The sequence below is a fragment of the Streptomyces herbicida genome (assembly GCF_032656585.1).
GTDB classification, from domain to species: Bacteria; Actinomycetota; Actinomycetes; order Streptomycetales; family Streptomycetaceae; genus Streptomyces; species Streptomyces herbicida.
In genome coordinates this window covers 274,603-289,684 of sequence record NZ_JAUYWJ010000003.1, presented here as the reverse complement: position 1 = coordinate 289,684, position 15,082 = coordinate 274,603, and the positions used below count along the sequence as shown (strand labels likewise).

13 protein-coding genes are annotated in these 15,082 nt (G+C 70.2%); 6 read left to right on the top strand and 7 right to left on the bottom strand.

The window, feature by feature from the left end; all coding sequences use genetic code 11:
• Positions 1 to 19 precede the first annotated feature (19 nt).
• Positions 20 to 1,333 (bottom strand): DUF6716 putative glycosyltransferase, encoded by a 1,314-nt coding sequence (locus tag Q8A52_RS08365; protein WP_316747666.1) that lies wholly within the window; start codon positions 1,331 to 1,333, stop codon positions 20 to 22.
• 198 nt (positions 1,334 to 1,531) lie between these two features.
• Between Q8A52_RS08365 and Q8A52_RS08360 the strand changes: the two genes are divergently transcribed.
• From Q8A52_RS08360 to Q8A52_RS08350, 3 genes are all read left to right on the top strand, one after another.
• Positions 1,532 to 2,512, top strand: a complete 981-nt coding sequence (locus tag Q8A52_RS08360) for a glycosyltransferase family 2 protein (protein ID WP_316747664.1) — start codon at positions 1,532 to 1,534, stop codon at positions 2,510 to 2,512.
• Positions 2,512 to 3,864 carry a polysialyltransferase family glycosyltransferase gene (locus Q8A52_RS08355; RefSeq protein WP_316747662.1) on the top strand — a complete coding sequence of 451 codons (1,353 nt, stop codon included), beginning with the start codon at positions 2,512 to 2,514 and terminating at the stop codon, positions 3,862 to 3,864. The genes Q8A52_RS08360 and Q8A52_RS08355 overlap by 1 nt, the downstream gene beginning before the upstream one ends.
• A gap of 140 nt (positions 3,865 to 4,004) precedes the next feature.
• A complete protein-coding gene (locus tag Q8A52_RS08350; RefSeq protein ID WP_316747660.1) occupies positions 4,005 to 5,147 on the top strand; it encodes an acyltransferase family protein in 1,143 nt (380 codons plus the stop codon).
• A 55-nt stretch (positions 5,148 to 5,202) separates the two neighbouring features.
• Here Q8A52_RS08350 and Q8A52_RS08345 read toward each other — a convergent pair whose 3' ends face one another.
• Complete coding sequence (locus Q8A52_RS08345) at positions 5,203 to 6,591, bottom strand: polysialyltransferase family glycosyltransferase (protein WP_316747658.1); 1,389 nt, start codon at positions 6,589 to 6,591, stop codon at positions 5,203 to 5,205.
• Positions 6,588 to 7,571, bottom strand: a complete 984-nt coding sequence (locus Q8A52_RS08340; RefSeq protein ID WP_316747656.1) for a glycosyltransferase family 2 protein — start codon at positions 7,569 to 7,571, stop codon at positions 6,588 to 6,590. Before Q8A52_RS08340 ends, Q8A52_RS08345 begins: the two co-directional genes overlap by 4 nt.
• A gap of 225 nt (positions 7,572 to 7,796) precedes the next feature.
• Between Q8A52_RS08340 and Q8A52_RS08335 the strand changes: the two genes are divergently transcribed.
• Entirely contained in the window at positions 7,797 to 8,909 is a 1,113-nt protein-coding gene (locus Q8A52_RS08335; protein WP_316747654.1) for a S1 family peptidase, read from the top strand.
• 21 nt (positions 8,910 to 8,930) lie between these two features.
• Here Q8A52_RS08335 and Q8A52_RS08330 read toward each other — a convergent pair whose 3' ends face one another.
• Positions 8,931 to 9,581: a TetR/AcrR family transcriptional regulator C-terminal domain-containing protein gene (locus tag Q8A52_RS08330; protein ID WP_316747652.1), complete on the bottom strand. Its 651-nt coding sequence runs from the start codon at positions 9,579 to 9,581 to the stop codon at positions 8,931 to 8,933.
• A gap of 70 nt (positions 9,582 to 9,651) precedes the next feature.
• Here Q8A52_RS08330 and Q8A52_RS08325 point away from each other — a divergent pair, with 70 nt between their 5' ends.
• Positions 9,652 to 11,079, top strand: coding sequence for an FAD-dependent monooxygenase (locus Q8A52_RS08325; RefSeq protein WP_316747650.1), 1,428 nt, complete (start codon positions 9,652 to 9,654; stop codon positions 11,077 to 11,079).
• Positions 11,080 to 11,087: 8 nt separating this feature from the next.
• On the opposite strand, the gene leuE is transcribed toward Q8A52_RS08325, so the two are convergent.
• From leuE to Q8A52_RS08310, 3 genes are all read right to left on the bottom strand, one after another.
• On the bottom strand, positions 11,088 to 11,738 hold the full coding sequence (gene leuE / locus Q8A52_RS08320) for a leucine efflux protein LeuE (RefSeq protein WP_316747648.1): 651 nt from the start codon (positions 11,736 to 11,738) through the stop codon (positions 11,088 to 11,090).
• 59 nt (positions 11,739 to 11,797) lie between these two features.
• Positions 11,798 to 12,379 (bottom strand): Uma2 family endonuclease, encoded by a 582-nt coding sequence (locus tag Q8A52_RS08315; RefSeq protein WP_316747646.1) that lies wholly within the window; start codon positions 12,377 to 12,379, stop codon positions 11,798 to 11,800.
• Between the two features lie 92 nt (positions 12,380 to 12,471).
• The gene (locus tag Q8A52_RS08310) at positions 12,472 to 14,052 is read right to left on the bottom strand and encodes an acyl-CoA mutase large subunit family protein (protein ID WP_316747644.1); all 1,581 of its coding nucleotides are present in this window, start codon (positions 14,050 to 14,052) and stop codon (positions 12,472 to 12,474) included.
• Between the two features lie 82 nt (positions 14,053 to 14,134).
• Between Q8A52_RS08310 and Q8A52_RS08305 the strand changes: the two genes are divergently transcribed.
• Complete coding sequence (locus Q8A52_RS08305; protein WP_316747642.1) at positions 14,135 to 14,968, top strand: L,D-transpeptidase family protein; 834 nt, start codon at positions 14,135 to 14,137, stop codon at positions 14,966 to 14,968.
• The last annotated feature ends 114 nt before the right edge of the window (positions 14,969 to 15,082 follow it).

The following is a 15,082-nucleotide window of genomic DNA, read 5'->3' as shown; positions in this document are numbered from 1 at the left end:
TGACGCGGGATCCGGTCGCTCACAGCTCTCCCATTCGTCGGATCACGGGTGCCACCCGCTGGACGCCGTGGCGGTAGGCACCGCGCGCCGCACGGCGCACGATCTGGCGGACCGGTCCCGGCGCCTTGTCGGCGGCGGGCGCCCCGGGCAGCGGGGAGCCGTCGGGGCCGAGGTGGTGGCGGGCGAGAATCCCCGGCAGATAGCCGGGCGCGGTCTCGGTCGTGTAGTAGGGGTTCAGGGGCGGCAGGCCGCCGGGCCGGCCGAGCAGCCCGGCGATGCGCTCGCGCGCCGGGTCGAAGGCGGTGCCGTACGAGCCGTCTGCGGCGACGCCCTGCCGGGCGACCCACTCCTCGTCGGGCGCCGGCCGGTGGCCGGCGTCGAGCTGGTCCCAGGAGGCGAGGCAGCCGGAGCCGACGAAGTGGTGGTTGCCGAGCACCTCGCGGACGCCGAGGTCGGTGAGGACCACGGTGGGGATGCGGCGGTGCAGGGCCTCCAGCGCGGCCGTCGAGCTGACCGTGACGAGCAGGTCGGTGCGGTCGAGGACCTCGCCCATGTGCCCGTACACCAGGCGGAAGTTGGCGGGCAGGTCCTGGCCCTGCGCCAGCTTCTGGTAGGGAAGCTCCTCGATGTGCGTGGTGTGCTCGCCCGGCTTGGAGCGCAGCTTCAGCAGCACCTCGCGCTCGGGGTGCTTGCGGGCGTGCTCGATCAGCCGGTTCAGCAGGTACGTACGGTCCTTGCGGTTCTCGGGGACCGAGGGCTGGGCCGCGAACACGACGGTGTACGGGTCGTGTTCACCGGTGTAGGGCTCCCCGCCGAGGAACGGCAGGGCGACCTCGGTCACCGAGGAGGCGTCGGCGCCCACTCCCTCGTACACGGCCCGGAACCGGTCCGCGTCCTGGCGGGAGTTGGCGAGGACGAGGTCCGCGCCGTGGCGCAGGAGCAGCCCGTCCGCGAGCTTCTCGTAGACGACACCGACATAGCCGGTGACGACGAGGGGACGCTTCGCGGCACCGTCCCAGACCCGCCGCAGACCGTGCAGCATCGCCTGTACGGCGCCGCCGACGAGGGCGAGGACGAGGACGTCGTACGACTCCTCACGCATCGCGCGCAGGAATTCCACGGCGGTCACCTCGCTGAGCGAGTCCGCATGGACGCCTACTTCCTTCAGCTGGCGTGCGGTCGGGGTGGCACGGCCCCGCAGGAGATAGCCGTCGAGCCGGATGTCCGATTCACCGGGAATGGAGCGTTGCGCGGTGAGCGCGCCCCATTTCCACCGGGTGTCGGAATCCGCGAGAACGGCGACCCTCAGGGAGTTCGTTGCACTTGCTGGCACGCCGAAGACGCTAGGAAGCCATTCCTAGGTCCCGCCCAACCCGAATGCAACAAACGGTTAACAGCACATCGACGAATGGCGAATCGGGCCAGGAAGGCACAGCAAAACAGCCCGGTTCACAGCTTCGCCACCAGCAGTTCACCTGACATCAAGGAGACGGCCAGAACGAATGACGGGCCGCCCTCTAACGTCAACCGGGTGGTGAAGCTCTCGGTCATCGTGCCGTTCTACAACGTCCAGCAATACGCGCCGGACACGCTGAAGAGCCTGCGTGCGAACGTGCGTGAGGACTTCGAATTCATTCTCGTCGACGACTGCTCGCGCGACGGGACGCCGGACATCCTCGAACGCGCGGAGCGGGAGCTGCCCGGCGCCGTGCTGGTCAGACATGAGCAGAACGGAGGGCTGGCCACCGCGCGCAACACCGGGATCGACCGGGCGCGCGGCGAGTACCTGACGTTCCTGGACGGCGACGACTGGCTCGCCCCGGGCTACTATCCGCAGCTGGTCGCCGCCATCGAGGGGCTGGGCTGCGATTTCGTGCGCACCGACCATGTGCAGTGCACGGCCAGGGCCCGCGCGATCCACCGTGTGCCGCACGGCCGCCGGGGTGTCGTGATGGACCCGCGCAGGGCGATCCTGCCCGCCGACCGGTCCACCTCCGTCGACTACGCGTACGCCTGGGCGGGCATCTACCACCGCCGGCTGATCGACCGCGGACTGCTGCACTTCACCCACGGGCTGCGCACGGCGGAGGACCGGCCCTGGATCTGGAAGCTGCACCGGGAGGCGGAATCCTTCGCCGCGGTGGGCCTGCTCGGCGTGTACTACCGTCGCGGTGTCGCCTCCTCGCTCACTCAAATCGGTGACGTGCGACAGCTCGATTTCATTCGCGCGTTCGACCAGGTAATCGAGGAAACCTCGCTCGATCCCGAGGCCGATAAGCTGCTGCCGAAAGCAGTGCGCACCTATTGCGCAATCATGGCCCATCATCTCGGATCGATCGAGAGGTTCGAACCCGCCGTGGCTCGAAAATTGCGTTCTCTCAGCTCAGCAGCCCTGAAACGACTGCCGCAGGACGTGCTGGCGGAGGTAATGGACTCGATGGACCCGCAGCGGGCGAGCAGGCTGCGGCGGCTGCGCCGACGGCCGTCGACCGCCCGGACGGTGGCCGCCTGATGCGCCGTACCACCCACATTTTCTGCGCGTCGACGCTGTACGGAGCCGCGACCCTGGCCGCGGCCCTGGACGCCGGACTGTTCGAGCCGGCCGACCGGCGGCTGCTGCTCGTCACCAACAACGCTTCCAACCCGGAGACCACGCCCCCGGTCGACGCGATGCCGGGCTTCGCCCGGGTGCGTGAGCGCTTCGACGCGGTGCTGTCCTGGAACGACACCATCGCCCCGTTCCACCCGAGCGGCTGGAGCCCGCGCGCCGACGACATCCCCATGTGGGAGCGGTACGTACGGCTGCTGTGGGGTCTCGGCGACGACGAGATCCGGCTGACCGTGGAGTCCGTGCAGGTCAACCCGTCGCTCGCGCTGTGCCAGCTGTTCACCGGCGCTCCCGTCGATGTCTACGCGGACGGCCTCATAAGCTATGGCCCCACCCGCGACAAGATCGATCCGCTGGTCGGCACCCGTATCGGCCGCCTGCTGCACCTCGACCTCGTCCCCGGGCTGACCCCGCTGCTGCTCACCGAGTTCGACGTGCGGCCGGAGCTGGTGCCGGCGGAGGCGTTCCTCAAGGTGCTCGAGGAGCTCGCCGACGGGGAGGCGGCCCTGCCCGGCACCGGCGACCCGCGGCCCGCCCTGCTGCTCGGCCAGTACCTCTCGGCGCTGGAGATCCTCGGCGACGCCGAGGAGGAGGAACTGCATCTGAAGATGGTGCGCGGCGCCGTGGCGCTCGGTCATCGCAGGCTGGTCTTCAAGCCGCATCCCGTCGCACCCGCCCGCTGGACCCGGCTCCTGGAGGACGAGGCGGCCCGGCTCGGCGCCGAGCTCACCGTGCTGGACCGGCCGGTGCTCGCCGAGGTGGCGTTCCAGCTGATGCGTCCCGCCCTGGTCGTCGGCTGCTTCTCCACCGCCCTGTTCACCGCGGCCGGGCTGTACGGCCTGCCCGTCGCCCGCATCGGCACCGAGGCCGTCCTGACCCGTCTGGCGCCGTACCAGAACAGCAACCGCGTGCCGGTCACCATCGTCGACGCGCTGCTGCCCGAGCTGGGCGACCGCAAGGCGGTGACCGACTGGTCGATGCCGTCGCCGGAGCGGGTGGACGAGCTGGCCGCGCTGCTCAAGGCGGTCGGGTTCGCCATGCAGCCCAAGATCTACCCGCGGCTGCGCGAGGACGCCGAGCGCTATCTGTCCCGGCACCTCAACCCGCATACCTGGCGGTACTTCAAGCGCCGCCGGCTCACCTCGCTGGCCCTGCCGGGCGCCGTACCCGCCCAGCTGTCCTTCATCCCGCGCAACGCGACCGTGCGCCGTCTGGCCCGCCGGGCCAGGGCGCTGCGGCAGAGTGCCAAGCGCTGAACCGGCCCACCGCCGCCCCGCCCCCGTGCCTCTCATCGGGCCGGGGGCGTCTGCGTGAAGTGCGCACCTCCGGGTAGACGTCCGACGCCTCGCGACCCCACATCGCGACACATCCCCACCTCCCCGTAAGAAAGCCCCGGATGAACGCGCCCAACCCCACCCTGGCCCCGACCCGCCCGACCCCTGTCCCTCGCACCCCGCGCAGACCCGGCAACCGGCTGCGCTCCCTCGACGGCCTGCGGCTGATGGCCGCGCTGATGGTCTGCCTCTACCACTTCGCCGGGAAGGGCGGTCCGGTCGCCGGTTCCTGGCACGAGTCCCCCGCGCGCCTGTTCCCCGCGCTCTCCCAGGCGGCCACCTACGGCTGTCTCGGCGTCCAGTTCTTCTTCGTCATCAGCGGATTCGTGATCTGCATGAGCAGCTGGGGCCGCACCCTGGGGCAGTTCTTCCGCTCCCGGGTCGCACGGCTGTACCCGGCCTACTGGGCCGCGCTGTTCCTGATCACCGGCGCGTCCCTGCTGCTGCCGGTGGTCGTCCACCCCCTGCGGCTCGACGAGTTCCTGGTCAATCTGACCATGCTCCAGCAGCCGATGGGCGTGCCGCGGGTCCTGGGCGTGTGCTGGACGCTCTGGGTCGAGGTGCGCTTCTACGCGCTGTTCGCCCTGTTCGTGATCTGGCGCGGGGTCACCTATCGCCGGGTGGTGCTCTTCTGCTGCCTGTGGACCCTGGCCGGAGTGTTCGCGCGGGTCGCCCACAACCCGCTCACCGACGAGCTGGTGATGCGCGACCACGCCCCCTTCTTCATCGGCGGCCTCGCCCTGTATCTCATCCACCGCTACGGCAGCGATCTGCTCCTGTGGGGCATAGTCACCGCCTCCTGGCTGCTGGGCCAGCGCTACTCGACGACCGGGCTGTGGCACCCCGGCGCGCAGGGCGGCGCCTTCCACCGCGATCCGTACGTCATCCTGCTCGTCGTCACGCTCGCCTTCGCCGCCGTGGCCGCGGTGGCACTGGGCTGGACGCACTGGGCGAACTGGCGCTGGCTGACGGTGGCCGGGGCCCTGACGTACCCCTTCTACCTGATCCACGAGCACCTGGGCTGGTTCGTCATCCGCGTCCTGCACCGGGGTCTGGGGCTGGGTCCGTGGCCCACGCTCGCGGTCACGCTGGCCGTACTGCTGGGCCTGGCCTGGCTGATCCACCGCTGGGTGGAGCGGCCGTTCGGGCCCCGGCTGAAGCGGGCGCTGGCGACGCACGGGCCGCGGGTCCTCGCGGTGCGGTGAACGGCCGAAGGCCGGTGGGAAGTTGATGTCCACCGGCCTCCGGGTCCCGCATGCGTCAGCTCTGGCGTGCCCGTATCTGCCGTACGGCCCGCCGCACCGCCGGGTGGCGGCGCAGGGACTCGGCCCTGATGGGGCTGCCACCGGGCAGGCGGAGGCGGGTCAGGCGGCGCTTCTTGAAGTACTGCGGGTGCTCGGCGAGGTGGGCGGTCAGCCAGGCGGCCGCCTCCTCGTGCAGGCCCGGGTGCTTGCGGGACTGCATGCAGTAGCCCACGGTGCGCACCAGCGGGCCCAGCTCGGCGCTCAGGGACGCGAGTTCGAGCGGGGCGCCGAGGGTGGCGCGCTCGGCGTCGGGGAGGGCCGCGTCGATGATGGTGAGGGGGACGCGGTTGCTGTTCTCGTACGGCGTGATGCGTTCGAGGAGCAGCTCCGTGCCGACGCGGGCGACGGGGATGCCGTAGAAGGCGGCGGCGGTCATCAGCGCGGTGGAGAAGCAGCCGATGACCAGCTCCGGCTTCAGATGCGCGAAGACGGTCTCGGCGAGCACGGGTTCGCTCAGGACGCTGAGCCGTACCCCGAGCTGCTCGGCCGCCTCCTCCAGCGACCTGCCGTACACGGCGGGCGCGCTGGGGTGGGGCTTGAACAGCACGCTCTGGTGCCCCGCCCGCGCGGCGGCACGCAGCATGCGGACGTGGAGCTCCTCCTCCTCGTCCTGCGTGATGAGGTCGATGGCGGAGAGGTACTGGCCGAGGAGCACGGCGGTGGGGCGCCCCTCGTCCGGGATGCGGTCGGCGAGGATCTGGGCGCCCTCCTCGCCGATCTGGGCGAGGACGTCGACGATGGCCTCGCCCGGCACGGGCTGGGGTTCGACGCCGTACTCGGCCAGGAGCATGGGACGCAGCCCGGGTATCAGGTCCAGGTGGAGGACGCGGGCGATGCGGCTGCTCATGCCGTGCGGGATCCGGTTGCGGGTGGGGCCGTAGCTCATCAGGCCGTCCGCGTAGACGTGGATCGGGCTGTCGGCGAAGATCTCGGCGACCGCGCGGGAGGGGTTGGCCTGGATGGACTCGCAGGCGATCTCGACGGGCTCGTCGCCTAGGTCCCAGGCGAGGCGTACGGCCTTCTCCCACAGGAGGGCGTCCTGGGCGCGCGGGGACCAGCCGGCCGGGTGGTGCGGGGAGATGAACTCGTTCCACGAGCGCACCTCGTCGAACTCGGGGCGCAGCTTCTCGAAGCCGGCCATCCGGTCCAGCGGCGTGCCGACCTCGGGTACGGCGGCGGTGTTGCTGACGACGAGGATGCGCCGGTGGGCGGCGCGGGGGCCGAAGAGCCCGGCGCGGATGGCGGCGGTGACGGTGGCGGCCGCGTACTGCGTGGCCGAGAAGAAGATCTGGGTCGTGCCGCCGGTGGTCTTCGTCGTGCTCGTGCTCAGTTGCGTGCCGCTCATGCCGCGACTCCCTTCATGCCGCCGCGGATGCGCCGCAGTATGTGCACTCGTTCCTCGCCCATGCCGACGAGGGCCTCGTTGAGCTCCTCCTCGGTCATCCGGCCCAGGGCCTCTGCGGCCAGCTGCCGCAGCTTGGCGGCGACACTGCGCTCGAACCTGCCCCGGTCGAGGAGCTGGTGGGCGATGACCACGCAGTAGTTGCGCAGCGCCTTCTTGCGCAGCCGGTCCGCCTCGGGGTCGTCGGCGAGCTCGCTGAGCACGAGGTCGAAGGAGCGGAAGAAGTCCAGCTGGCGGACGTCGCCGATCTGGGTCAGCGAGCTCGACACGCCCCGGCGGTAGAAGACGCCGCGCAGGCTGGCGGCGACATAGGAGTCCGCCCTGCGGTGCAGCTCCCAGATCCAGGGGCGGTCCTCGGCGGTGCGCAGCCCGTCGTGGAAGCGCAGCATGCCGCGGTCGAGCAGCCGACGGTGGTAGATGCCGGCCCAGGCGTACGGGTAGTCGACCATCGTCGTGTCGTCGACGGGCAGGATCGAGGACCGCGGGTCGAGCCGGGTGTGCCGGCGCCCCTCCGGGGCCCGGTGGACGGCTCGCTCGACGCCGGTGACCTGGACGTGGTCGGTGCGGACGAAGTCGACGTCGAAGCGTTCGATGCAGTCGACCAGGTCGGCCAGATAGCCCGGGGCGAGCCAGTCGTCGCCGTCGAGGAAGGTGAGGTAGCGGCCCTCGGCCGCGTCGATTCCGGTGTTGCGCGCGGTGGCCAGTCCACCGTTTTGTTCGTGCCGTATCACCCTGCTGTTCTTCAGTTTCTTCGTCAGTGCCAGCAGTGCCTCATAGGTCCGGTCCTTGGTGGACCGGTCCTCGACGAAGAGGAACTCGAAGTCGTCCCTTGCGTTGTTGACGAGGCTGGTCACCGTGTCGGCGACATAGGTCTCGATGTTGTAGCAGGGGACGATGACGGACAGGGTCGGTTCGTTGGCCACGTGTGCACACCCGTGCTCGCTTCGGAAATATCTCCGCGATCCTGGGACGGCTCCTTCGCCCGGACACGACAGCACGACGACTTCCAGGTGAACACGGCATGACATTGCAGACGGAAAGTGAATTAAGCGTTCCGCCACCTGAAAGCCGTATCCGGCTGATGCACTCGGTCCTCCGCTGTGTCGAACAAAAAATCGACGCACATCTGACCGGAGGACCTGAAAGCCGTGTTCAGGAAATTCCCGCTCAGCACGAAGACCTTGATCACCGTCTCACTCGTCGGCAGCGCACTGGCCGTGGCACCGAACGCGGCCGCCCAGCCGGAGCCCTCCCCGGCGCAGAGCGCCCGTCCGGTGCACGACGTGGCCGTGGCCGGCGGTCCGAGCGGCGGGGCGGCGCAGCAGCTCGCCGACCGCCTGGGCCGGTCCCACACCGCCGGTGTCTATCTGGACCGCGTCCAGCGACGGTTCGTCGTCACCGTGACCGACGCGAAGTCCGCGGCCGCGGTCAAGGACGCCGGCGCCATACCGAGACGGGTGACCTACGGCACCGCCCACCTGGAGTCGATCAAGAACCGCCTCGACACCCACTTCAGAACGCCGGGAACGATGTGGGGCGTCGACGTCCCCTCCAACCGGGTGGTGGTCCGCGCCGACAGCACGGTCAGCCGACGGGACGTCGCGGCGCTGAAGCGGTACCTCGCACCCTTCGGCAAGGCCGCGGAGGTGATCCGCATCAGCGGCAGGACCGAGCGCACCGCGGGCGCGATCAACGGCGGCGACTACATCGAGAACGGTGTCGTCTCGTGCTCGTACGGCTTCACCGTGCGGAAGAAGTCGGACCCGAACTACAAGGCGATCCTCACCGCCGGACACTGCACCAACACCTCGGGGACCGACTGGAGGAAGGCGGACGGCACCTACATCGGGTACACCACGGGGCACAACGTCGCAGACGGAAACGACTTCGGCCTGATTCGGGCGTACAACGGCAGCGTGACGTACTACGGGAACGTCGAGGCCAAGGACGGCGCGGCCCAGGACATCTCCTACTCGCGCGACAGCAGGCTCTACGAGAGCGTCTGCGCCTCCGGATACCGGAGCAAGTTCGACTGCAACCTGGTGGGCATGAAGAACCAGACGATCAACTACAGCGACGGCATGACGGTCACCGGTATGGACGTGGCGGGGATCTGCCGCAACCACGGTGACAGCGGCGGACCGCTGTTCGACGGCGACGCCGCCCTGGGTCTGCTGTCCGGGTCCAACGACAGCGCCTGCTACAGCTACTACCAGCCGGTCAACGAGGCGCTGGCCTGGTACGGGATGGAGGTCTTCTGATCCCGGCCGGGCGGCCGTGACTCACCGGATTCCATAGCGGGACCCGATGCCCGCGATCACCAGTTCCAGCCCCTCTTCGAAGTGCCGGTCATGGTCCTCGAAGATCTCCGCGCCCGCCGCGGCCGACAGGGGGAAGTCGGCCAGCAGGCGGGCGCGGTCGTTCACGTCGTAGCCCTCGCGCCGCTCGTCCGGGAGCGGCTTGACGCCCTGCTCCTCGGTGACGAAGCCCAGCGTGTACATGTACGTGGTGGCGGTCGCGCGGACCGCCTGGGCGAGGGTGAACCCGGCCTCGGTGAACAGGCGCAGGGTCGCCTCCATCTCAACGGCGTGCAGCGTGCCGGTGAAGCGTGACCCGCTGAAGACCTTGGCGCCGTCCCGGTAGCCCAGCAGCGCGGTGCGCAGGCCGTGGCCGGACGTCCGCAGGCGCTCCTGCCAGGTGCTGCCCTCGATGGGCGGCGCGTCCTCGACCATGCGCCGGTACATCTCGGTCGCCATCTCGTCGAGCAGCGCCTGTTTGTCCTTGAAGTGCCAGTACAGGGCGGGCGCCTTGACGTCCAGCTCCTTGGCGATGGCGCGCAGGGTCAGCCCCTCCAGACCGACCTCGTTCAGCAGCCTCAGGGCGGTGTCGGCGACCCGCTTGCGGTCGAGGGGGGCCCGGCGTTCGGTGTTCACGGTTGACAGCTTAACAGTGTTAAGGGCACTCTCGTCCCGGCACTTAACATCGTTAAGGAGATGGGTGGACATGGGCATGCGCATGGGCACGGCTGTGCACAGGACGGATGTGCTGATCGTCGGCGCCGGCCCGACCGGCCTCGCGCTCGGCATCGACCTCGCCCGGCGCGGGGTGGACGCCCTGGTGGTGGAGCGGGGCGAGGGGCTCGCCCCCGGCTCGCGCGGCAAGGGGCTGCAGCCCCGCACGCTGGAGATCTTCGAGGACCTCGGCGTCCTGGACGAGTTCCTGGCGGTGGGTGGCGCGTACCCGGTCGGGATGATCTGGCAGGACGGGACGCAGAGGGGCGAGCACCGGATGTTCGACCCGGCGGAGGACGGCGAGGAGGGCTCGCGGTTCACCGCGCCGTGGATGGTGCCGCAGTGGCGCACCCAGGAGATCCTGTTCGCACGGCTGACGGAGCTCGGCGGGGCGGTGGCCTTCGGCCGGGAGGTCGTCGCACTGGAGCAGGACGGGACCGGGGTGACCGCGCACTTCGCGACCGGTCCCGCCGTCCGCGCCCGGTACGCCGTCGCCGCCGACGGCGGCCGCTCGGACGTGCGCCGGGCGCTCGGCATCGGCATGACGGGCGAGACGGTGGACCCGGATCCGATCCTGGTGGCGGACGTACGGATCACCGGCCTGAGCAGGGACCACTGGCACGTCTTCCCGCCCCGCTCGGAAGGCTCGGGCTTCGTGGCGATCTGTCCGCTCGCCGGTACGGAGGACTTCCAGCTGGTCGCCCAGTTCCCCGACGGCACCGATCTGGACCTCTCCCTGGAGGGCATCCGGAAGGTGGTCGCCGAGCGCACCCACCTCGCCCCCGAGGACGTGACGGAAGTGCGCTGGTCCTCGGACTTCCGCCCCCGGGCGGCACTCGCGGACCGCTTCCGCGCGGGCCGGGTGTTCCTGGCCGGGGACGCGGCACACGTCCACTCCCCGGCCGGCGGCCAGGGCCTGAACACCAGCGTCCAGGACGCCTACAACCTGGGCTGGAAGCTGGGCGCGGTGCTGGGGAGCGGCGCCCCGGAGTCCCTCCTCGACGCCTACGAGGAGGAGCGCCGTCCGATCGCCGCGCACGTACTCGGCCTTTCGACCGCCATCCACCACGACGAGGCCCGGCGTGGGAAGGCGACACGGCAGCTGGGGCTGGGCTACCGCGCGTCTTCACTGACGGTGGAGACGCGGGCGGCCGCGACCGGCGTACGGGCCGGTGACCGCGCCCCGGACGGAACGGTGGGTGCCGTACGGCTTTTCGACGCCTTCCGCGGACCCCACTGGACACTGCTCGGCCCGGACGCACCCGAGCTGGGCCACGGTGTGCGTACGGTTCGGGGCCCGGCCCCCGAACCGTACGGAACCGGCCTGTTCCTCATCCGCCCGGACGGTTACGTCGGCTGGGCGGGCAACTCGGCGACGGGGCTGGAGGAATACCTGGCGCGGTACGGCACGACCCTCTAGGCCGCGGCCTATGAGCTCGCCAGCGACAGCTTCACCGCGAACCCGAGGAACAGCGCCCCCGCCGCCGACGTGGCCGTCGCGGACAGCCGCTTGCGGCGCCGGAAGGCGTCCGCCAGCTTCGTGCCGCTGAATATCAGCGCGCTGAGATAGAGGAAGCTGGCCAGCTGGGCGAAGGCGCCGAGGACGACGAAGGACAGGGCCGGATAGGCGTAGCCCGGATCGACGAACTGCACGAAGAAGGCGACGAAGAACAGGATCGCCTTGGGGTTGAAGAGGCTGACGACGAACGCACGCCGGAAGGGCCGCTCATCGGTGACCGCGGAGGGCGCCTTGTCCTGCACGGCCTTCTCCCACCGGGTCCGCCACATCCGCCGGGCGGCCCGCAGCATGCCGATCGCCAGCCAGGTCAGATAGCCGGCCCCCGCGTACTTCACGATCCCGAACAGCACGGCGTTCGCCTGGAGCAACGAGGCGACCCCGGCGGCCGACAGCGTCATCAGCACGGTGTCCCCGCACCAGACCCCGGCCGCCGCGGTGTAGCCCGCCCGGATGCCGCGCCGGGCGGCGACGGAGAGGACGTACAGGGAGTTGGGCCCGGGGAGGAGCACGATGAGGACGAGTCCTGCCAGGTAGGTGGGGAGGTGGATGACGCCGAACATGGCAAGGAGTGTCGCACGGGGGTACGACACTCCGATTCCGGGGTTCGGGGGGCGGGACGTCAGTCGTCGCCGTCGAGGAGGGTGTCCACGGAGAGGTCGAGGGTGATGCCGACGGGCTCCGGGACGGGGACGGTCTGGCCTCGCTTGTAGCGGGTGGGGTCGGGGTACTTGCCGTCGGCCGGGTCCGTGTACAGCAGGACCTCGTCGTGTTTGCGGTCGGCGATGAGGTAGACCGGAAGGCCGGCCTGCGCATAGCACTCGACCTTGGGACCGAGGTCGTCGGACCAGTTCGAGGACGTCACTTCCACGACCATGCGGAAGACGTTCGGTGCGTAGTAGTTCCTCGTGACATGGGCGTCGCGGAAGTCCGGGTCGACGACGGAGAAGTCAGGGACCGCGAAGTCTTCGGGCAACGTAGGCAACCAGAGGCCGACGCCCTGGACGTACTCGTACCCCGCCTCAACGAGCCCCGCCCGGTCGAAAGCCCTGCCCAGTTTCGTCAGCGACAGGGCGTGCGAACCATCCGGCGGCGGTGTCACGGTGAGCCTCCCCTGGAGAATCTCCACGCGGTGGCCAGGCAGTGCACGGGCAAGCTGGTCGGCAGCCTCGCCCAGGGTCAGCTCCTGCTGCAGTACGGCCATGGCGTCCTCCTTTTCGGGGCCCACTCTTCACGAGCGTAACCGGGGACGTGCCACCTCCGCCCATGATCACTCATACGGAGTAATCGCCCAGCTCAGAACGCATCCGACGGCACGTAAGTCCCCCAGACCTCCCGCAGCGCGTTGCACACCTCGCCCACCGTGGCCCGCGCCCGCAGCGCCGCCCTCATCGGGTACAGGACGTTGTCCTCCCCCTCGGCCGCCTTCTTCAGCGCCACCAGCGCCGAGTCCACCGCCCCCTGGTCCCGTTCGGCGCGCAGCCTCGCCAGCCGCTCCGCCTGCTGGGCCTCGATGGCCGGGTCCACGCGGAGGGGTTCGTAGGGCTCCTCCTCGTCCAGCTGGAAGCGGTTGACGCCGACCACGACCCGTTCGCCCGCGTCGGTCTCCTGGGCGATGCGGTACGCGTTGCGCTCGATCTCCTCCTTCTGGAAGCCGTGCTCGATCGCCGCGACCGCGCCGCCGAGGTCCTCGACCCTGCGCATCAGGTCCAGCGCCGCCGCCTCCACGTCGTCCGTCATCCGCTCGACGGCGTACGAACCGGCGAACGGGTCCACCGTCGCGGTCACGTCGGTCTCGTGGGCCAGGACCTGCTGGGTGCGCAGGGCGAGACGCGCGCTCTTGTCCGTGGGCAGCGCGATCGCCTCGTCGAAGGAGTTGGTGTGCAGGGACTGGGTGCCGCCGAGCACCGCGGCCAGGGCCTGGACCGCCACCCGCACCAGGTTCACCTCGGGCTGCTGCGCCGTGAGCTGGACGCCCGCCGTCTGGGTGTGGAAGCGCAGCATCCAGGACTTCGGGTCCTTCGCGCCGAACTCCTCCCGCATCACCCGCGCCCAGATCCGGCGGGCCGCGCGGAACTTGGCGACCTCCTCCAGGATCGTGGTCCGGGCGACGAAGAAGAACGACAGCCGGGGGGCGAAGTCGTCGACGTCCATGCCCGCCGATACCGCCGTACGGACGTATTCGATGCCGTCGGCGAGCGTGAAGGCGATCTCCTGCGCGGGGGACGCGCCCGCCTCCGCCATGTGGTAGCCGGAGATCGAGATGGTGTTCCACTTCGGGATCTCGGCCCGGCAGTACTTGAAGATGTCCGCGATCAGCCGCAGGGACGGCTTGGGCGGGAAGATGTACGTCCCGCGCGCGATGTACTCCTTCAGGACGTCGTTCTGGATCGTGCCCGTGAGCCGGTCAGCCGGCACGCCCTGCTCCTCCGCCACCAGCTGGTACAGGAGCAGCAGCAGAGCGGCCGGGGCGTTGATCGTCATCGACGTCGACACCTTGTCCAGCGGGATTCCGCCGAACAGCACCCGCATGTCGTCGACGGAGTCGATGGCCACACCGACCTTGCCGACCTCGCCGTGGGCGAGCGGCGCGTCCGAGTCGTGGCCCATCTGGGTGGGCAGGTCGAAGGCGACGGACAGGCCGGTCGTGCCGTGCGCGATCAGCTGCTTGTAGCGGGCGTTGGACTCTGTCGCCGTGCCGAAACCGGCGTACTGGCGCATCGTCCAGGGGCGGCCCGTGTACATCGTCGGGTACACGCCGCGGGTGAAGGGGTAAGCACCCGGCTCGCCCAGGGTCTCCGCGGGGTCCCGGCCCGCGAGGTCCCGCGGACCGTAGACGGGTTCGATGGGCAGTCCGGACTCCGACTCACGCGCCATGGTGTGTGCCTCCGCATTACGTTCGTCACTCCTTACGATGCCCCGTAGTTCGTCGGCGGTCACGCTGGGAAGCATTTCCGGCATGGGGAGCCTCGGAAGAACAACCGCCGCACTCACCTCGGCCGCCGCGCTCGCCGCACTGTGCGGCTGCACCGTGCAGGTCCCGGACGCGGACGGCAAGCAGCGGTCGCCGGTGCACATCCGGCTGCCGGCCGACCCCACCCCCCGCTCCAGTCCCAGTCCGACCACCACTCCGGCCGGGAACCGGCCCGCCCCGCAGCCCGCCCGTGTGCTGTGGTCCCGCGGCGACAGCGGCACGGCCGTGCGCGAGCTGCAGGCCCGCCTCCGCCAGGTCGCCTGGCTCTTCGACGGGCCGACGGGGACCTACGACGATCTGACGGAGAAGGCGGTCAGGGGCTTCCAGGGCAAGCGCGGGCTGCCGCAGACCGGGAGGACGGACATCGTCACCTGGCAGCGGCTGATGGGGATGACGCACGAGCCGGGCACCTGGGAGCTGTATCTGATGGGCGGTCAGCCGGCCGCCGCGCCCGACCCGCGCTGCCTGACCGGACGGGTGCTCTGCATCAGCAAGACGAGCCGCACATTGCGCTGGATGGTGGACGGCCGGACGGTGTCGACCATGTCGGTGCGCTTCGGCGCGCAGTACACCCCGACCCGCGAGGGCGTGTTCCACATCTACTGGAAGTCGCGCCACCATGTGTCGACGCTCTATCACTCCCCCATGCCCTACGCGATGTTCTTCAGCGGCGGCCAGGCGGTGCACTTCTCGTACGACTTCGCGGCGCGCGGTTACGCGGGCGGCTCGCACGGCTGCGTCAATGTGCGGGACGAGGCGGCGATCGCAAGTCTCTTCGGGCAGGTGCGGACCGGCGACAAGGTCGTCGTCTACTGGTGAGACCAGGGGCTTTGGGGCGCGGGCGGGACCGGGGGAACGTGTCCCGCCCGCGCCAGGTGCACGAGCCGTGAGTACGGGGGGAACCCCGGCTCTGTGCGACGGCCGATGACCAGT